This window comes from Micromonospora sp. NPDC005171 (assembly GCF_040608575.1).
Lineage (GTDB): Bacteria > Actinomycetota > Actinomycetes > Mycobacteriales > Micromonosporaceae > Micromonospora.
In genome coordinates this window covers 31,263-49,123 of the sequence record NZ_JBEXIM010000045.1, presented here as the reverse complement: position 1 = coordinate 49,123, position 17,861 = coordinate 31,263, and the positions used below count along the sequence as shown (strand labels likewise).

General features: G+C 74.9%; 17 protein-coding genes. 6 read left to right on the top strand and 11 right to left on the bottom strand.

From position 1 onward, the window contains the following. Positions 1-162: 162 nt before the first annotated feature. The 6 genes from ABZU74_RS30250 to ABZU74_RS30225 all read left to right on the top strand — a co-directional run bounded on the left by ABZU74_RS30250 (position 163) and on the right by ABZU74_RS30225 (position 5,326). The gene (locus tag ABZU74_RS30250) at positions 163-921 is read left to right on the top strand and encodes a methyltransferase domain-containing protein (protein ID WP_355430960.1); all 759 of its coding nucleotides are present in this window, start codon (positions 163-165) and stop codon (positions 919-921) included. A 109-nt stretch (positions 922-1,030) separates the two neighbouring features. Further along, complete coding sequence (locus ABZU74_RS30245) at positions 1,031-1,504, top strand: CrcB family protein (RefSeq protein WP_355430958.1); 474 nt, start codon at positions 1,031-1,033, stop codon at positions 1,502-1,504. Next, positions 1,501-1,863, top strand: a complete 363-nt coding sequence (gene crcB / locus ABZU74_RS30240) for a fluoride efflux transporter CrcB (RefSeq protein ID WP_355430956.1) — start codon at positions 1,501-1,503, stop codon at positions 1,861-1,863. The genes ABZU74_RS30245 and crcB overlap by 4 nt, the downstream gene beginning before the upstream one ends. A 111-nt stretch (positions 1,864-1,974) precedes the next feature. After that, a complete protein-coding gene (locus ABZU74_RS30235; RefSeq protein ID WP_355430953.1) occupies positions 1,975-2,499 on the top strand; it encodes a PadR family transcriptional regulator in 525 nt (174 codons plus the stop codon). Continuing rightward, the gene (locus ABZU74_RS30230; RefSeq protein ID WP_355430950.1) at positions 2,496-3,176 is read left to right on the top strand and encodes an ABC transporter ATP-binding protein; all 681 of its coding nucleotides are present in this window, start codon (positions 2,496-2,498) and stop codon (positions 3,174-3,176) included. Before ABZU74_RS30235 ends, ABZU74_RS30230 begins: the two co-directional genes overlap by 4 nt. Continuing rightward, positions 3,173-5,326, top strand: a complete 2,154-nt coding sequence (locus ABZU74_RS30225) for an FtsX-like permease family protein (protein WP_355430947.1) — start codon at positions 3,173-3,175, stop codon at positions 5,324-5,326. Before ABZU74_RS30230 ends, ABZU74_RS30225 begins: the two co-directional genes overlap by 4 nt. Before the next feature lie 3 nt (positions 5,327-5,329). Here the strand turns inward: ABZU74_RS30225 and cobA are convergent, their stop codons facing one another. The 11 genes from cobA to ABZU74_RS30170 form a co-directional block, all read right to left on the bottom strand. Next, a complete protein-coding gene (gene cobA / locus ABZU74_RS30220) occupies positions 5,330-7,018 on the bottom strand; it encodes a uroporphyrinogen-III C-methyltransferase (RefSeq protein ID WP_355430945.1) in 1,689 nt (562 codons plus the stop codon). Next, entirely contained in the window at positions 7,015-7,611 is a 597-nt protein-coding gene (locus tag ABZU74_RS30215; RefSeq protein ID WP_355430942.1) for a precorrin-8X methylmutase, read from the bottom strand. The genes cobA and ABZU74_RS30215 overlap by 4 nt, the downstream gene beginning before the upstream one ends. Continuing rightward, a complete protein-coding gene (locus ABZU74_RS30210) occupies positions 7,608-7,805 on the bottom strand; it encodes a 4Fe-4S binding protein (protein WP_355430939.1) in 198 nt (65 codons plus the stop codon). Before ABZU74_RS30210 ends, ABZU74_RS30215 begins: the two co-directional genes overlap by 4 nt. Further along, positions 7,793-9,520, bottom strand: a complete 1,728-nt coding sequence (gene cobJ / locus ABZU74_RS30205) for a precorrin-3B C(17)-methyltransferase (protein WP_355430936.1) — start codon at positions 9,518-9,520, stop codon at positions 7,793-7,795. The genes ABZU74_RS30210 and cobJ overlap by 13 nt, the downstream gene beginning before the upstream one ends. Further along, on the bottom strand, positions 9,517-10,884 hold the full coding sequence (gene cbiE / locus ABZU74_RS30200) for a precorrin-6y C5,15-methyltransferase (decarboxylating) subunit CbiE (protein WP_355430934.1): 1,368 nt from the start codon (positions 10,882-10,884) through the stop codon (positions 9,517-9,519). Before cbiE ends, cobJ begins: the two co-directional genes overlap by 4 nt. Further along, positions 10,881-12,032 (bottom strand): cobalt-precorrin-5B (C(1))-methyltransferase, encoded by a 1,152-nt coding sequence (locus ABZU74_RS30195; protein ID WP_355430932.1) that lies wholly within the window; start codon positions 12,030-12,032, stop codon positions 10,881-10,883. Before ABZU74_RS30195 ends, cbiE begins: the two co-directional genes overlap by 4 nt. Beyond that, positions 12,029-12,874, bottom strand: coding sequence for a precorrin-4 C(11)-methyltransferase (cobM, locus tag ABZU74_RS30190; protein ID WP_355430929.1), 846 nt, complete (start codon positions 12,872-12,874; stop codon positions 12,029-12,031). Before cobM ends, ABZU74_RS30195 begins: the two co-directional genes overlap by 4 nt. Next, positions 12,871-13,650, bottom strand: a complete 780-nt coding sequence (cobI, locus tag ABZU74_RS30185; RefSeq protein ID WP_355430926.1) for a precorrin-2 C(20)-methyltransferase — start codon at positions 13,648-13,650, stop codon at positions 12,871-12,873. Before cobI ends, cobM begins: the two co-directional genes overlap by 4 nt. Continuing rightward, positions 13,647-15,002, bottom strand: coding sequence for a cobyrinate a,c-diamide synthase (locus tag ABZU74_RS30180; RefSeq protein ID WP_355430923.1), 1,356 nt, complete (start codon positions 15,000-15,002; stop codon positions 13,647-13,649). Before ABZU74_RS30180 ends, cobI begins: the two co-directional genes overlap by 4 nt. Continuing rightward, positions 14,996-15,607, bottom strand: coding sequence for a cob(I)yrinic acid a,c-diamide adenosyltransferase (cobO, locus tag ABZU74_RS30175; protein WP_355430920.1), 612 nt, complete (start codon positions 15,605-15,607; stop codon positions 14,996-14,998). The genes ABZU74_RS30180 and cobO overlap by 7 nt, the downstream gene beginning before the upstream one ends. A 99-nt stretch (positions 15,608-15,706) precedes the next feature. Further along, on the bottom strand, positions 15,707-17,818 hold the full coding sequence (locus ABZU74_RS30170; protein WP_355430918.1) for a putative cobaltochelatase: 2,112 nt from the start codon (positions 17,816-17,818) through the stop codon (positions 15,707-15,709). Positions 17,819-17,861 lie beyond the last annotated feature (43 nt).

The window sequence follows — 17,861 nt, the reverse complement described above, 5'->3', positions numbered from 1 at the left end:
CGGGTACGACGGCGATGTCTGGGTCCACGACTACATCGCGCGGACCAACACCGCGCCCGGCCCGGCGTCACTCTGATCATCGCTCTGCCATCTTCCCGCAATTGCAAAAGATGTGCAACAAGGTCTGGACAACCAGCTCGTGCCGTAACTAGCCTGACCGCTATGACTCCTTACATCGTGGACCCCTGGGCCTGGCAGGAAAGCTGGGACCGCCAGCAGGAGGCCTACCTCCCGGACCGGGAACACCGGTTCACCGCCATGCTCGACACCGTCGACGCGGTCCTCGACGGCCGGCCGCCGCGGGTGCTCGACCTGGCCGGTGGCACCGGCACCATCTCGCTGCGGACCCTCGCTCGCTTCCCCACGGCGCAGACGACCCTGGTCGATCTCGACCCGGCGCTGCTCGCCATCGCCGCCGCCTCGCTGGCCGACCGGGCCACCATCGTCACGGCCGACCTCGGCACCCCCGAGTGGCGCTCCACGCTCCCCCACCAGGAATACGACGCCGTGCTGACCGCCACCGCCCTGCACTGGCTGCCGGCCGACCGGCTCGGGCAGCTCTACGCCGAACTGCGCGACGTGCTGCGACCGGGCGGCGTCTTCGTCAACGCCGACCACATGCCCGACGACACCCTGCCGGAGCTGACCAAGCGGCTGATGGACCGGGCCCGGGTCCGGCGCAACGCCCGGTACGCCGCCGGCTCGACGCTGTCCTGGTCGGACTGGTGGGAGCGGGCCGGCGCCGACCCCGTGCTCGCCCCGCTGGTCGCCCAACGACAGGCCATCTACCCCACCGGGCACAGCCCCGAGTGGAACCCGCCGGTCTCCTGGCACCTCGCCGCCCTCACCGCCGCCGGGTTCAGCGAGGTCGGCACGGTCTGGCGAGGTGGCCCGGACGCCGCCGTCGCGGCAGTACGCTGACGCCGCTGTCGCGGGCGGCAGATCAACGCCGCTGTCGCGGGGAGCACGTCACCGCCGCTGTCGCGGGCAGCACGTCAACGCCGCTGTCGCGGCAGTAGGCTGACGACCCGTGCCAGAGCCGTTCGAGCCGCGTACCGACCCCGACGTCGACCTGCGCGTCCCCGCCGACCGCCGCGAGCTGACCGCGCGCCCCGCGACGATCCTCGCCACGATCTCGGCCGGCGGGGTGCTCGGCGCGCTGGCCCGGGCCGGTCTGCAACACGCCGTTCCGCACGCGCCGACCGGCTTCCCGTGGGCCACGTTCACCATCAACCTGTCCGGTTGCCTGCTGATCGGCGTGCTGATGGCGGTGCTCGGGCACCTCGACGGTGGACACCCGCTGGCTCGCCCGTTCCTCGGGGTCGGGGTGCTCGGCGGGTTCACCACCTTCTCCACCTACGCGGTCGACGTCCAGCAGGCGATCGTCGCGGGCGCACCGGGCACCGCGCTGGCGTACCTCGCCGCGACGGTGCTCGGGGCGCTCGTCGCGGTCGGGCTGGGCGACGCCGCCACCACCGGGCTGCTGCGCCGGGCGGCCCGATGACCGTCCTGCTCATCGCCCTGGGCGCGGCCGTCGGCGCGCCGCTGCGCTACCTGACCGACCGGGCCGTGCAGTCCCGGCACGACTCGGTGTTCCCCTGGGGCACGTTGCTGGTCAACGTGGCCGGGTCGCTGCTGCTCGGCGTCCTGGCCGGGTGGCCGGCCGGCCCGGCGGTCAGCGCGTTGCTCAGCACCGGCTTCTGCGGCGCGCTGACCACCTACTCCACCTTCAGCTACGAGACGCTGCGGCTGACCACTGGCGGCCATCGGCTCCTCGCGCTGGCCAACGTGCTCGGCAGTGTGGCCGCCGGGCTCGCAGCGGCCACGGTCGGCTACGCCCTGGCCCGCGCCCTGACCGGTTGACGGCGCGCCAGCCGCGCCGCACGTCATCGACACCAACGCCCGGGACCGGGCGCGGCCAGCAACACACCGAGGGTATATACGCGAGGTATACCCTCGGTGTAGTCTGCTGCCATGAGCGTGCCACTGACTCTTCTCGGCCTCCTCGAACGGGAGCCCACCCACGGTTACGACCTGAAGCGCGACTACGACGCCTTCTTCGGCCGGGGCAAACCACTGCCGTTCGGCCAGGTCTACTCCACCCTCAGCCGACTGGCCCGCGACGGCAAGGTGGTGATCAGCGACGTCGCCCCCGGCTCCGGTCCGGACCGCAAGCGCTACATCATCACCGACGTCGGCGCGACCGAGGTCGAGCAGTGGCTCACCCAGCCGGTCGACCCGGAACCGCACCTGCAGACGGTGCTCTTCGCCAAGGTCGTGCTCGCGCTGATGCTGGACCGTCCGGCCGCCGAATACCTCGACACCCAGCGCAGCGCGCACCTGCACCGGATGCGTGAGCTGACCGAGATCAAGCGCGCCGGCGGTCTGGTCGACGCGCTGCTCGCCGACCACGGCCTCTACCACCTGGAGGCGGACCTCCGATGGATCGAGATGACCGGCGCCCGACTGGACGCCCTGCGGAAAGAGGTGCGGCCGTGAGCGTCGTGATCGAAGCGCGTGACGTGGAGTTCTCCTTCGGTCAGACCCCAGCGCTGCGCGGCGCCAGCCTCGCCGTGGACGCGGGCGAGATCATCGCCGTGATGGGCCCCAGCGGCTCCGGCAAATCCACACTGCTGCACTGCCTGGCGGGCATCCTCGTGCCCGACTCCGGCGAGATCCTCTTCGACGGGGCGCGCGTCGACGCCATGGCCGAGACCCAGCGCAGCAGCCTGCGCCGGGACCGTTTCGGTTTCGTGTTCCAGTTCGGCCAACTCGTCCCCGAGCTCACCGCGGTGGAGAACGTCGCCCTGCCGCTGCTGCTCAGCGGCGTACACCGCAAGCAGGCGCTGCCGAAGGCGGGAGCCTGGTTCGCGCGCCTCGGCCTGGACGGCCTGGAGCAGCGCCGCTCGGGTGAGCTCTCCGGGGGGCAGGCGCAACGCGTCGCCCTGGCCCGCGGCCTGGTCGCCGAGCCGCAGGTGCTCTTCGCCGACGAGCCGACCGGCGCGCTCGACTCGCTCACCGGCGAGCAGGTGATGGACCTGCTCGTCAACGCGGCCCGCGAGCTGGGCACCACAGTCATCCTGGTCACCCACGAGGCCAGGATCGCGGCGTACGCCGACCGCGAGGTCATGGTCCGCGACGGGCGCGTGAACGCGCCGGACCGGATCGCCTCATGATCCGCTTCGGGCTCCGCCTCGCCGTGGCCGGCGGCCGCGAGGCGCTCACCCGCCTGCTCGTCATCGCCGCCGCCGTCGCAGTCGGCAGCGGGCTGCTGCTGACCACTCTTGCCGGGGTCAACGCGGTCAACACACAGCTCACCCGGTACGCGTCGATGTATCCGAGCGCCTCGGCCGGCGACGTCGAGCCGCTGTGGTGGTCGAACCGGCAGGACTTCTTCCACGGCGAGCAGATCATTCGGATCGACGTCGCCGCGACCGGCTCGACCGCGCCCACCCCGGTCGGCATCCCGCGCACCCCGGGCCCCGGCGAGTACTACGCGTCACCCGCGTTCCGCGAACTGCTGGCCGCCCACCCGGCCGACCAACTGGGCGACCGCTACCCGGGGCGTGACCTCGGCACCGTCGGTCCGGCCGCGCTGACCTCGCCGGACACCCTGCTCGTCATCGCCGGCGGCACCCCCGACCAGGTCGCCAAGCTGCCCAACGCGCAGCAGGTCACCAGAGTCGGCGACACCCCCGCCCTCCCCGAGGCCACCGTGAACCTCATCCTGGGCGTGATCGCCGGCGGGTTGCTCTTCCCGGTGCTGATCTTCATCGGCACCGCCACCCGGCTCAGCGCCGCCCGCCGGGAACAGCGCTTCGCCGCGATGCGCCTGGTCGGCGCGACACCCCGGCAGATCTCGATGGTCGCCGCCGTGGAGGCGGCCGCCGCCGCCGTCGCCGGCACCGCCGTCGGCTTCGGCCTGTTCTACGCCTTCCGCGACCCGCTCGCGGGCATCCCGTTCACCGGCATGCCGTTCTTCCCCAGCGACATGTCCCTGGGCGTGCTGGACGTCCTGCTGGTGGCGCTCGGCGTCCCGGCCGGCGCGGCGCTGGCCGCCCAGGTCTCGCTGCGCCGGGTACGGATCTCGCCGTTGGGCGTCACCCGGCGGGTCACCCCCCGGGCGCCGCGCGCGTACCGGCTGATCCCGATGGTGCTCGGCGTCGCCGTGCTGTTCTTCGCCATCGGGTTCCGGCCCGAGACCTCCGACGGCCAGGCCGCGGTGTTCCTGCCCGGCCTGCTGCTCATCATGTTTGGCCTGGTCCTCGCCGGCCCCTGGTTGACGATGGTCGGCGCCCGGGCGATGGCCCGGTACGCCAACCGCCCGGCCACGCTCATCGCCGCGCGCCGTCTCGCCGACAACCCCAAGGCCGGCTTCCGGGCGATCAGCGGCATCATGCTCGCGCTCTTCGTCACGAGCGTGGCCGTCGGCGTGATCACCGCGATCGTCGACAACCGCGGCCCGGCACCGATCGGCTCGACCGATGCGGGCACGGTGACCACCGTCTTCGACGAGAAGGTGCCGTCGGTGCCCGACACGCTCTTCGCCGAGCTGCAGGCGATCAGCGGGGTGCGGTCCGCGACCGCCATCCGGGAGAACCCGACCACCATGAACGGTGGCGAGGGTGGGGTGATCGCGTGCACCGACCTTCCGAGCGCGTACGGCCGGTGCGCCGACGGCGCGAGCGTCATCGAGGTGCCGTTGGGCCTCAGCCGCTGGCGGGAGTCGGCGTCGCCCGCGACGGTCTGGCCCGCCGCGTCGTTCACCCTCGACGAACTCCAGCGGCTACCGGTCGGGGCGATGGTCGTCGGCACGGACGGCTCCGCCACCGCCGTCGAGCGCGTCCGCACCGTGCTGGAGGTCGCCTTCCCGACCTTCTGGGTGGGGCCGAACGTGCCCGGCGACTTCGAGTCGGACTTCGCGAACACGCTGCGCGGCTGGGAACAACTGGCAAACGTCGTCATCGTGGCCAGCCTCGCGCTCGGCGGGTGCAGCCTCGCGGTCAGCGTGATCGGCGGCCTCACCGAACGCCGTCGCCCGTTCAGCCTGCTGCGGCTCAGCGGCGCTCCGGTGCGGGTCCTGCGCCGGGTGGTGGCGCTGGAGAGCGCCGTACCGATGCTCGCCGTCGCCGCCGTCGCCATCGGGATGGGCCTGCTCGCCGCCCACCTGTTCCTGCGGGCCCAGATGGACTACACGCTCGTCGCGCCGCAGCTGGGCTTCTACGTGATCGTCGTGGTCGGGTTGGCAGCCTGCCTCGGCGTCATCGCCTCCACCCTGCCCCTGCTGGAACGCGTCACCGGGCCCGAGACCGCCCGCAGCGAGTAGTCGTCATTTCGTCGGCCCGGTGGTGGTGAGGGCGACCACCGGGCCGAGGACGAAGACGGCGGGCGGGCCGATGCCTTCGCGGGCGGCGACCGCGCCGATCTCGTCCAGCCGGGTGGGCACCGACCGCTGGGCGGGCAGCCCGGCGTCCTGCACGGCCAGCACCGCGGTCTCCGGGGCGCGACCGTGCTCGATCAGCACGCTTGCGATCTTGGCGATGGTGTCGACGGCCATCAGCAGCACGACAGTGCCCCGGGCACGGGCCAGCGCCGCCCAGTCGACGAGCGAGTCAGGGTGCCCGGGCGGCAGGTGCCCGGAGACCACTGTGACGTCGTGCGCCACGCCCCGGTGCGTCACCGGCACCCCGGCGAGGGCAGGCGCGGCGAGCGCGCTGCTCACCCCCGGGACCACCGTCACCGGCACACCGGCGGCCACGCAGGCCTGCACCTCCTCGTGGCCGCGCCCGAAGACGTACGGGTCACCGCCCTTGAGCCGGACCACCCGGCGACCGGCGCGGGCGTGCGACACCAGGGCCTCGTTGATCGTCTCCTGGGCCATCGACGGCCCACGGGGCACCTTCGCGGCGTCGACCACCAGCACGTCAGGGCGCAGCCCGGCGAGCAGCCCCTGCGGGGCGAGTCGGTCGACCACCACGACGTCCGCCGCGTCGAGCAGCGCCTTTCCGCGTACCGTGATCAGGTCGTCCGGCCCCGGCCCGCCGCCGACCACGGCGACCGAGCCGTGGTCGTGCCCGTGGTGGTCGTGCCCGTGGTGGTCGTGCCCGTGGTGGTGGCCGTGGTCGTGGTGATGGTGGCCGACCGGGTCGTCGGGGTGGTCGTGCGGGCGTTGCGGGCGACCCACCTTGTCCGCGAAGCCGGGCATCAACACCCGGTACGCGCAGGTGTCGCAGTTCATCCGGATGTCGCCGCCCAGCGCCTCGGCGTACCGCTCCAGGACGAGGTCGGCGAGGGCGTCACAGTCACCGATCACCTCGGCCACGCGGACGTCCAGGTCGGGGTGGGCGGCGGCGAACTCCGTCGACTGGGCGACGATCCGGTCCGGCAACACCCCGGCGAACAGGAAGTACGGCGCCACCACGATCCGCCGCGCGCCGAGGCGGCGCACCCGTTCCAGCACGACCGGCACCGACGGTTGCGCCAGGGAGATGAACCCCGGCTCCACGCCCGCGTAGCCACGCCCCTCCCAGAGCAGCCGGGCGACCTTGGCGACCTCGGCGTTGGCGTCCGGGTCGGTGGACCCCCGCCCGATCAACGCCACCCACGTGCCGGCCCGGTCGGCATCGGCCAACTCCGCGCCGGACCGGTCGGCACCGGCCAGTGCGGCGTCGATGCGCTGTTCGAGGGCTTCGTGGAGCAGCGGGTGGGGCCCGAGGGGGCGGCCGTAGCGGTAGCTCAGCCCGGGGTGGCGCTGCTGCTCCCGGGCCATCGCGGCGGGGATGTCACCCTTTCCGTGTCCGGCGCCGGTGAGCACCAGCGGCAACGCCACGAGCGCCCGGTGCCCCCGGGCGACGAGCGCGCCTACCGCGTCGGTCAGCGGTGGGCGGGACAGCTCGATGAAGCCGCCTTCGACCTCGCCGATGTCACCACGACGGCGGACCCGCTCGACGAGAGCGGCGAACTGCTCGACCCCGGCCGCGCTGCGCGTGCCGTGCCCGACGATGACCAACCCGGTCATGACTTCTCCTCGACGTAGAGCAGGGCGTTGAGGGCGGCGGCGGCAACCGCCGAGCCACCCTTCTCGCCCACGTTGGACACGGCGGGCAGGCCACTGGCCCGCAGCGCCGCCTTCGACTCGGCGGCGCCCACGAAGCCGACCGGCAGGCCGACGACCAGCGCCGGTGCGGCGTCCATTGTGAGCAGTTCGACAAGAGCGGTGGGCGCGCAGCCGACCACCCAGACCGCTCCCGGCCCGACCCGCTCCAGGGCGATCCGGACCGCCGCCGCCGAACGGGTGATGCCGGCCGAACGGCCCAGGGCGGCGGCGGCCGGCTCGGCGACCGGGCAGACCAGCTCCAGGTCGGCCCAGGTGATACCGGCGGCGACCATCGCCACGTCGGTGACCACCGGCGCCCCGGCGCGCAGCGCGGCCAGCCCTGATTCCAGGGCGGCCTCGTCGCAGACCAGGTCGTCGACGTACGCGAGGTCGGCGCTGGCGTGCACCACCCGCTCGGTCACCGCTCGGCTCAGCGGCGGCAGGTGCGACAGGTCGACGCGTTCGCGCAGGATGCGGTACGACTCGACCTCGATGGGGTGCACCACCCGGCTCATCGGGCTCCTTCACAAGGGTCGGGTTCGACGACGCGGATCGCGTCGACCGGGCAGATCTCCAGGCACTCCAGGCAGCCGTTGCACCTGTCGGCGCAAACCGTGAGGCCACCGGCGACCGGCCGGATCGCGTGCGTGGGGCAGGTGAGCAGGCACGCGCCGCAGCCCTGGCAGGCGTCGATCGTCACGAGCGCCACCGGTACCCCCGGGGAGTGACCATCCGGCCGGCGACCAGCCGGGTGTCGCTGCTGCCGACGACCACGACGCTGTACATGTCGACGATGGCCGTCTCCAGCGTGGCCAGTGTCGCGAGGTGCACGCGTTCGTCGGGGCGGCTGGCGTTGCGCACCACGCCCACCGGGGTGTCCGGTGGCCGGTGCGCGGCGAGGATGCCGATCGCCTTGCCGAGCTGCCAGTCGCGGGCCCGGCTGCGCGGGTTGTAGAAGAGCGTCACGAAGTCACCCTCGGCGGCGGCGGTCACCCTCCGCTCGATGACGCCCCACGGGGTGTGCAGATCGGACAGGCTCAGGTAGGCGTGGTCGTGGCCGAGCGGCGCGCCGAGCAGCGCCCCGGCCGCGAGGGCTGCGGTGACGCCGGGCACGCCCACCACGTCGATCCGCTCGTCGGCGTACTCCAGGGCGGGGCTGGCCATCGCGTACACCCCGGCGTCGCCGGAGCCGATCAGCGCGACCGCCCGGCCGGCGGCGGCCTCGGCGACGGCGGCGCGGGCCCGCGCCTCTTCGGCGCCCAGCCCGGTGGAGAGCACCCGGGTCCCGGGGCGGAGCACGTCGCGGACCTGGTCGAGGTACTGGTCGAGGCCGACCACCACTGCGGCGCGACGCAGCTCGGCCACCGCGCGGGGGGTGCGCAAGTCGGCGGCGCCCGGCCCGAGGCCGACGACCGCCAGCCGGCCGCGTGGCGCGTGCCGGGCCACCGCGACGGTGGCCATCGCCGTCGCGGTCTTCCCCACCAGCAGCGTCGCGTCGACGGCCCGGCCGTCCGGGCCGAGCAGGGCCGCGGCCTCCGCCACGCTCGGCGTGCCGACCGCGGCCCGGACCACCTCGCTGGGGTGCGGCACGTCGACCGCCGCCAGCCGCGTCGCCGGCCAGGTCACCAGGGGTACGCCGAGCGCGTCGGCGGTGCTGCGGATGCCCGCCTCGTCGGCCTTGATGTCGGCGGTGGCCAGGCAGCGCAGGCTCGCCGGGTCGAGGCCGGCCTCGGCCAGCACCCGGCGCAGCAGCTCCGCCACCTCGGCGGCGGGTACGCCCCGACTCGCGCCCACTCCGGCGACCAGCGACGGCGGCCGCAGCACTGCGGTCCGCTCGTCGGGTGGCACCACCCGATCGGTGACCAGCAGCCGGTACCCGTCGTCCGGCTGGTCCTCGGCGGCGGCACGCACGTTCGGGGGCAGGGCGGGCAGCGGCCAGTCGGCGTCGGCGATCAGCCGGACCGGCTCGCCGTCGAGGATGGCCCGGGACACCGTGGCGACCGCGCCCTGGACGGGCCAGCCGAGGGTGTCCAACCCCGGCAGGTCGACAGCATCGGTGGCGGTGGTGATCACCGGTCGGGCGTCCAGCAGGGCGGCGACCTGCTCGGCGAGGGCGTTGGCCCCGCCGGCGTGCCCACCGAGCAGCGCCACGGCGTGCCGGGCCGCCTCGTCGACGACCACCACCGCCGGGTCGGTGCGCTTGTCGTCGAGCAGCGGCGCGACGATCCGCACCACCGCCCCGGTGGCCAGGAACGCGATCACCGCGTCGCAGCCGGCCCAGGCGGTCCGCAGCGCGTCGGCGACGTTCTCTCCCTCGACCAGCCGGGCGTGCGGCCACGCGGCGGTCACTGTGTCGGCGTGCCGGCGGCCGGCGGCGGTGGCCGCCACCAGGCCGATCCGGGTGGGCGGGTTCTGGTCGGTCACTGGCGCTCCCCGGTGAGGACGACCACCGGGTTGGTGGCCGCGAGGCGGATCGACCCGCCGGGCAGGTCGGCGAGGCGGGCGGCGGAGAGTTGGCAGCCGCCGACCGTGTAGCCGGCGGCGCGCAGCAGACCCACGGCCGGTGCGACCCGGTCCAGTGCGGCCAGGGTGAGCACCACCCGCTCGGGTTGGCGGGCCAGCACGGCGGTGAGGACGTCGACGCCCCCACCGCCGACGAAGACCGCGTCGGGCTCGGGGAGGTCGGCCAGCGCCGCCGGGGCGCGTCCGACAACGAGCCGGACGTGCACGGCGTGCGCGGCGGCGTTGGCCCGGATGGTCGCGCCGGCCTCGGGGTCGCGTTCGACGGCGAGGACGGCCGCGCCGAGCAGCGCGCACTCGATGCCGACCGAGCCGCTGCCCGCGCCGACGTCCCAGATCAGCCGGCCCAGTCGGGGGCGCAGCCGGGCGACGACGAGGGCGCGCACCTCAGACTTCGTGATCATGGAGTCGCGGTGGGCGTACCGGTCCTCCGGCAGTGCCCAGCCGCCGGCCGGCGCGGCGGCGGGCTGGTTGTCGGCGCGCATCCCGCCGGCCGCGCCCCGATCGGACGCGGCGTCGGCAAGCCCGGCCTCGGCGGCCCCGGTGTCAGCGGGCACGGCGTCGACGGACCCGGTGTCAGCGGGCACGGCGTCGACGGACCCGGTGTCAGCGGGCACGGCGTCGCCCGGCACGGCGTCGGCGAGGCTGAGGACTACGTGCGGGTCGGCCCAGGTTTCGGCGGCGGCCTGCTCGGGGGTCGCCGCGCGGATCCGTTCGGCGGCGGTGCCCAGGTGCTCGGCGACCAGCAGGCGGCGGGACCAGCCGATCAGGCCGGCGCTCAGCTCGGCCGCACCGGCGCCGGGCGCGGTGAGCACCGCGACCAGCGGCAGCGCCCGACAGGCGTTCACTGCGGCTCGGGGGTCGCGCCCGTGCGCGGTGACCACTGCCGCGCCGTCCCAGGGCAGCCCGGCGCGGGCGAACGCGGCGGCCACACTGGACACCGCCGGCACCACCCGCAGCGGCAGCCCGGTCGCACGCAGCCGCCGGACGATGCCGAACAGGCCGGGATCGCCGCTGGCCAGCACCACGGCCGGCACCCCGGCGTCGACGGCCTCGGCGAGGCGGCGCAGGGCGGGGGCGAGCGGCCCGAGGGTGACGGTGTCCGCGCCGGCCGGTACGGGCACCACGGCCAGGTGCCGGGCGGCCCCGACCACCAGCCCGGCGGTGGCCAGCACCGGGGCGAGCGCGGGGTGCGGCGGCGCGCCCGCCGCGTCCAGGCCGACCACTGTCACGGCGGTCAACGGGGCCACCGACGCCATCCGCGTCATCGGGGCCACCGGCCGGAGGAGGCGACGACGTGCGCGCCGGCGAAGTCGACCATCGCCACGTCCACTGTGACCGTCGGCCCGGCGAAACGCCGCAGCACCTGGCGGACCCGCTGGCAGAGCAGGTCGCCGGCCGGGGCGAGCAGCCCTGCGGCCTCCCACAGCTCGTACGCGTGCCGCCCGGTGTTCGCCTCGGTCACGGCGGCGACCAGCGACGGGTCACCGCCGGCCTCGGCGGTCACCGCGCCGAGCAGGGAGAGGTCCACGGCGGAACGGGTGTAGTGGGTCATCAGGATGCCGGCAGCGAGTTTGGCGAGCTTGCCGGCCATGCCGACGAAGACGACCCCGGTCATCCCGTCACCCACGGCGGCGGTCACGGCCGCCCCGGTGAAGTCGCCGACCTCGACGAAGCAGACCTCGGGCAGGTCGGGCAGGAGCGCGCGGGCGGCCCGCTCGGTACGCCCACCGGTGCACAGCACCACTGTCGGCTCGCCCTGGGCGGCCATCACGTGCACTGCCTGCACGACGCTGGCCCGCCACGACGCGGTGGAAAAGGGGCGGACGATCCCGGTGGTGCCGAGGATCGAGATGCCGCCCAGGATGCCGAGCCGACGGTTGGTGGTCTTGCGGGCCATGATCTCGCCCCGGGGCACGCTGATCACCACCCGGACGCCGACCTCGCTGAGGTCGACCACCTCGGCCACTGCCTCGCCGATCATCCGGCGGGGGGTGTCGTTGATCGCCGGGCCGCCGACCGCGAGCCCGAGGCCGGGTTTGGTGACGGTGCCGACGCCGGCACCGCCGGCCAGCCGCAGGCCGGGCACGTCGGTCCAGTCCACGGTGGCGGTCAGTTCGGCGCCGTGGGTGACGTCCGGGTCGTCACCGGCGTCCTTGACCACCACCGCCTCGGCCCGCACCGGCGGGGTGCCGGTCACCTCGCAGCGCTCCACCGGGAAACGCACCCGCCGTCCGGCGGGCAGCCCGATCTCCACGTCCGGTTGAACCTCCCCGGTGACCAACGCGGTGACCGCGGCCTTGGCCGCCGCCGTCGCGCACGCCCCGGTGGTCCAGCCGGTGCGTAGCGCGGTGGGCCGGACCTTCGCGGTACGCGGCAGGTCCGGCTCGCGCAGCGGCGGCTCGGCGTACGTCATGGTGTGTGCCCCGGTGCGGCGGTCCCGCCGGTGCGGGCGCTGGCCTGGCGGCGCAGTTCGGCGCGGGCGGCCGGCTCGGCCCGGCGGAACGTGTGGAAGTGCCCGGGGTGGTAGAGGTGCGAGCGGGTTCCCTCGGCGGCGAGGGCCGGCCCGACCAGGAAGAGGGTGTGCTTCCACAGCTTGTGCTGCTTGACGGTCGCCTCCAGGGTGCCGACAGTGCAGCGAACCACCAGCTCGTCGGGCCAGGTCGCCTGGTACGCCACCACCGCCGGGGTGTCCTCGGCGTAGCCGCCGGCCAGCAGCTCGGCCTGCACCTGCCCGGAGCGGGCGGCGGAGAGGAACAGCGCCATGGTGGTGCCGTGCCGGGCGAAGTCGCGAACCCGTTCGCCAGGCGGCATCGGGGTCTTGCCGCCTTCCAGGCGGGTGAGGATCACCGACTGGGCCACCTCGGGCACTGTCAGTTCCCGCCCGACGATCGCCGCGACGGCGGTGAACGAGGAGACCCCGGGCACGATCTCGACGATCAGGCCGAGCGCCCGGCACAGGTCCAGCTGCTCCTGCACCGCGCCCCACAGCGCCGGGTCGCCGGAGTGGATCCGGGCCACTGTCAGCCCCTGCTCGGCGGCGCGCCGGTAGAGCGGCAGCACCCCCTCGATCGGCAGCTGCGACGAGTCGACGATCTCCGCGCCGGGGCGGGCGTGGCCGAGCACGTCGGCGTGCACCAGGCTGGCCGCCCAGATCACGATGTCCGCCTCGGCGATCACCCGGGCGGCCCGCAGGGTCAGCAGGTCCGCCGCCCCCGGGCCGGCGCCGACGAACCACACAGTGCCGTCGCTGGTCACAGCTTTCCTCCTCGGTGCTCGCGGCGGGCCGGAACCAGCAGCGTCGACAGGTAGGGCAGGTCGTGCTCGGTGTCGTCGACCGGCCCGACACGTTCGCCGGGCAGCCCCAGGCTGCGTCCGAGCACCGCGTCGGCGAGCCGGCCCTGCCGGCGCAGTTCGGCAAGTAGTTCCGGGTGCCGCCGCCAGCCCTTGTAGGCGACCACGGTGCCCGGCCCGGCGAGGGCGTCGGCGAAGAGCGCCAGGCCCGCGGTGGCCGGCAGCAGGGTGAGCGGTTCGCGTCCCTCACAGAGCGGGGTGCCACTGCGCGCCGCCAGCTCCTGCATGGCGGTGACGCCGGGGACTGTCGCCACCCGCACCGCCGGGCGCAACGCGCGGACGCTCTGGGCCAGGTAACCGAAGGTGGAGTAGACGTTGGGGTCGCCGATGGTGGCGAAGGCCAGTGACCGCGCGCCGGCGTCGATCGCTTCGACCACCACCCGGGCGGCCTCGTCCCAAGCCACCGCCCGGCGGGGGGTCACCCCACCCCGGTCGTCGAGGGCGAACGGCAGCCGGCGCAGCCGGTCCGCCGCGACGTGGGAGCGCACTGTCGCCTCGGCCCGCCCGGCGTCCGCACCCGGCGACGTCGCACCGGCGGTCGCGGTGGGCGCGACCCGGTCCGCCATCACGGGTACGAAGACCAGGTCGGCCTCGCGCAGCAGCCGTACCGCCTTGACGGTGAGCAGTTCCGGGTCGCCCGGGCCGACGCCGACCCCGGTGAGCGTGGCGTCGGCGTTCATCGGCACGCCTCGACCAGTCGGCGGGCCGCCTCCGGATGACCGACCCAGTGGGTGTGCAGGTAGGAGGCGTGCACCCGGCCGGTGACGAAGCCGTGCTCGGTGTCGTTCCAGCGCCACGCCGGCGCCTCGCCGTGCCCCGGGTCGGTGGTGGTGCGGTGGAACTCGTGGCCGCGTACCCGCTCGTCGGCGCGCGCCACCGGGGAGTCGGTGACGGCCACGGCCTCCCGGTAGCCCAGGGTGAGTCGGTCGGTCATCCGGGCGGTCAGGTCCAGCCGGCCGCACATCGGTACGCCGTCCAGGGACCGCCCGAGGTAGAGCAGCCCGGCGCACTCGGCCACCATCGGCCCGTCGAAGTCGGCCAGTTCGGCGCGGAGCGCGGTGTTGCCGGCCAACGCCTCCGTGTGCGCCTCGGGGAAGCCGCCGCCGATCACCACCGCGCGGACGCCGGTGGGCAGCGCCGGGTCACGCAGCGGGTCGACGGTGACGACGTCCGCCCCGGCGGCGGTGAGCAGTTCGGCGGTCTCCGCGTACGAGAAGGTGAAGGCCGGACCACCGGCGAGGGCGACCCGTGGCCGCCCGACGCCGACCGGCCCGCCGACGGCGGCGACCGGGTCCCACGCCGGGGTGGTCAGCGGCGGGGCGGTCCGGGCCAGGTCGAGCACGGCGTCGAGGTCCACCGTGGCCTCGACCAGTTCGGCGAGCGCGGTGACGATCGCTACCGATTCGGGTGCCCGCTCGGCGACCGGCACCAACCCGAGGTGCCGGGCCGGCGCGGCCACCTCGGCGGCGCGGGTGACCGCCCCGAGCACCGGCACGCCCACCTCGGCGAGGGCGTCGCGCAGCAGCGTCTCGTGCCGGGGTGAGCCGACCCGGTTGAGGATCACCCCGCCGATCCGTACCGCCGGGTCGAACGCGGCCATGCCGAGGGTGAGCGCGGCAGCCGACCGGCCCTGCGCGGTGGTGTCCAGCACCAACAGCACGGGTGCCTCGATCAGCCGGGCGACGTGCGCGGTGGAGGCGTAGTCGCGGCGGCCCACCGCGCCGTCGTGCAGGCCCATGACGCCCTCCACCACGGCGACGTCGGCGGGCGCGGGGACGCTCGCGCCGTGTCGCAGCAGGGGTGCGATCCGGTCGGCCCCGACCAGGAACGGGTCGAGGTTGCGCCCGGGCCGCCCGGCGGCGAGGGCGTGGTAGCCGGGGTCGATGAAGTCGGGGCCGACCTTGTGCGGGCTGACCGTCAGGCCCCGACGGCGCAGTGCGGCGAGCAGCCCGGTGGCCACCGTCGTCTTGCCGTGGCCGCTGGCCGGGGCGGCGACCACCACCCGGGGCAGTGCCCAGTGCGCGCTCACCACTCGATGCCCTTCTGACCCTTCTGGCCGGCGTCCATCGGGTGCTTGACCTTCGTCAGCTCGGCGACCAGGTCGGCGGCGGCGACCAGGCGGGGGTCGGCGTCCCGACCGGTGATCACGACGTGTTGGAAGCCAGGTCGGTCGGCCAGGGTGGCGATCACCTCGTCGACGTCCACCCAGCCCCATTTCATCGGGTAGGTGAACTCGTCCAGCACGTACAGCCCGTAGCGCTCGGCGGCCAGGTCACGCTGGATCTGCCGCCAACCCTCCAGGGCGTCGGCGGCGTGGTCGGCGTCGCCGCCGCGCTGGATCCAGGACCAGCCCTCGCCCATCTTGTGCCAGGCGACCGGTGCGCCCTGGCCGGTGCGCTCATGCGCCTCGCCGAGCGCCCGGAAGGCGTTCTCCTCCCCCACCCGCCACTTGGCGCTCTTGACGAACTGGAACACCCCGACCGGCAGACCGGCGGTCCAGGCCCGCAACGCCAGCCCGAAGGCCGCCGTGGACTTCCCCTTCATCTGTCCGGTGTGGACGATGAGCAGTGGCCGGTGCCGCCGCTGCCGGGTCGTCAACCCGTCAGCTGGCACCGAACTCGGTTGTCCCTGCGGCATCAGCCCGTCCCCCGTTCCGTATCCAGGTGGCCCGCGAGTCCCGCATCCAGGTGTCCCGCGATCTTGCAGTTTCTGTTTGTCATATGCGCACTTCGCCCGTTATGCCGCGACCGAAAGTGCAAGATCGCGGGGGTTGGCATGGGGGTGGGTCAGGGATTCCAGGGAAGCTCTTGGGGCACGCAGCTGGGTTGCCAGGCGGGCGGCCAGGTGGAGGCGGACGGGGCCGGATTCGCAGTCCACGACCACGCAGGGGGCGCCGGTGGCCGCCAGGACGGCTGCCGCCGCCGCCGACCGGTCGAGGGGACGAGTTCCCGCGGTGGCTCTCCCGTCGGTGACGATGAGGACCAGCGGGCGACGCTTCGGGTCGCGCAGGCGTTCCACCCGCAGCAGGTCCGCGGCGGCGAGCAGCCCCTCGGCCAACGGCGTACGCCCCCCGGTGGGCAACTCGGCCAGCCGGGTCGAGGCGGCCAGCACCGACGAGGTCGCCGGCAGCAGGGTCCGGGCGCCGGCGCCCCGGAACGCGATCACCGCGACCTTGTCCCGCCGCTGGTACGCGTCGGTGAGCAGGGCGAGCACCGCGTCCTTCACTGCGGTCATCCGCTGCCGGGCGCCCATCGAGCCGCTGGCGTCCACCACGAACAGCACCAGGTTGCCCTCGCGCCCCTCGCGCACCGCCTCGCGCAGGTCGTCCCGGCGCAGTCGGAGCGGGCCGGTGAGCCGGCCCCGGGCCGCCTGGTGCGGAGCGGCGGCACGGATCGTGGCCGGCAGGTGCAGCGCGCCGACCCGGCCCGCCGGCACCCGGGCGCCTGTCGTGCGGCCCCGCCCGGTGCGGGCCCGCGACCGCCGGCCCGGCACCCCGTCACCCAGGCCCGGCGCGGTGAGCACCCGCGCCTTCAACCCACCCCGGGGTACGGCCAGCGGCTGAGACGTCCCACCGACCCGGGTCGGATCGTCGTCACCGGCCGCCGAGTGCCCGGACGACCCTGGATCGCCCTGCTGCATGCCATCGCCACTGCCGTCGCCGCTGTGCCGGCCACTGCCGTCGCCGCCCTGCGGGCCACTGCCGTCGCCGGCCTGCGGGTTGCCGCCGGCCGGGCTGCCCCCGGTCGGGCCGCCGCCGGCCGGGCCACCGCCCCGCGGGCCGCCGCCGTCCGGGCCACTGTTATCGGGGCCGTCGTCGTCCGGGTCGTCGGGGTGGGCGTCCTGGGCGCGCTGCAACGCCTCGTCGAGGCGCTTCTCGTCCAGCCCCGGGGTGTCGAACGGGTCGCGGCGGCGGCGGTGCGGCAGGGCCAGCCGGGCGGCCACCCGGACGTCGTCGATGGTGACCCGGTCCCGGCCGTGCCAGGCGGCGTGGGCGAGGGCGGTACGGGCGGTGACGATGTCGGCCCGCATCCCGTCCACGTCGAACGCCGCACACACCTCGGCGATCTGCCGCAACGCGGCGTCCGGCAGTCGTACCCCGGGAAGTCGGCGGCGGGCGGCGGCCACCTGGCCGGCGATCGCCGCGTCGGCGTCGGCCCAGCGGGCGGCGAAGCCGACCGGGTCCGCGTCGGCGGCCAGCCGGCGGCGGACCACCTCGACCCGGATCTCCGGGTCCCGGCTGGCACCCACCTCCACGGTGAGCCCGAACCGGTCGAGCAGCTGCGGGCGCAGCTCCCCCTCCTCCGGGTTCATCGTGCCGACCAGCAGGAACCGGGCCGCGTGGCTGACCGACACGCCCTCCCGCTCGACGTGGCTGCGACCCATCGCCGCCGCGTCGAGCAGCAGGTCGACAAGGTGGTCGTGCAGCAGGTTGACCTCGTCGACGTAGAGCACGCCCCGGTGAGCGGCGGCGAGCAGGCCCGGCTCGAAGGCGCGTACCCCCTCGCCGATCGCCTTCTCCAGGTCCAGCGCACCGACCACCCGGTCCTCGGCGGCGCCCACCGGCAGCTCGACGAGGCGGGCCGGGCGGGTCTCGGCGGCGGCGTCGGCCGGGTGCGGGCCGTCCGGGCAGGCCGGGTCGGGCTCGGCCGGGTCACAGCCAAACCGGCAACCAGCCACCCGGCGCACCGGGGGCAGCAGCGCGGCGAGAGCCCGCACCGCTGTGGACTTGGCGGTCCCCTTCTCGCCACGGACCAGCACCCCGCCGATCGCCGGGGAGACCGCGTTGAGCAGCAACGCCAGTCGCATGTCGGCCATGCCGAGCACCGCGCTGAACGGGTAGATCGTCACTGCGCCTTCTTTCGTTCGCGACTGCGGGGCTCGCAAAACCGGC

Coding starts and splice junctions, on each gene's coding strand:
- cbiE (WP_355430934.1), bottom strand. CDS start 10,884: ATGACGCGGATGGCGTCGGTGGCCCCGTTGACCGCCGTGACAGTGGTC.
- cobO (WP_355430920.1), bottom strand. CDS start 15,607: ATGCCGCAGGGACAACCGAGTTCGGTGCCAGCTGACGGGTTGACGACC.
- crcB (WP_355430956.1), top strand. CDS start 1,501: ATGACCGTCCTGCTCATCGCCCTGGGCGCGGCCGTCGGCGCGCCGCTG.
- ABZU74_RS30225 (WP_355430947.1), top strand. CDS start 3,173: ATGATCCGCTTCGGGCTCCGCCTCGCCGTGGCCGGCGGCCGCGAGGCG.
- ABZU74_RS30235 (WP_355430953.1), top strand. CDS start 1,975: ATGAGCGTGCCACTGACTCTTCTCGGCCTCCTCGAACGGGAGCCCACC.
- ABZU74_RS30215 (WP_355430942.1), bottom strand. CDS start 7,611: ATGAGCCGGGTGGTGCACCCCATCGAGGTCGAGTCGTACCGCATCCTG.
- cobA (WP_355430945.1), bottom strand. CDS start 7,018: ATGACCGGGTTGGTCATCGTCGGGCACGGCACGCGCAGCGCGGCCGGG.
- cobI (WP_355430926.1), bottom strand. CDS start 13,650: ATGAACGCCGACGCCACGCTCACCGGGGTCGGCGTCGGCCCGGGCGAC.
- ABZU74_RS30250 (WP_355430960.1), top strand. CDS start 163: ATGACTCCTTACATCGTGGACCCCTGGGCCTGGCAGGAAAGCTGGGAC.
- ABZU74_RS30195 (WP_355430932.1), bottom strand. CDS start 12,032: ATGACGTACGCCGAGCCGCCGCTGCGCGAGCCGGACCTGCCGCGTACC.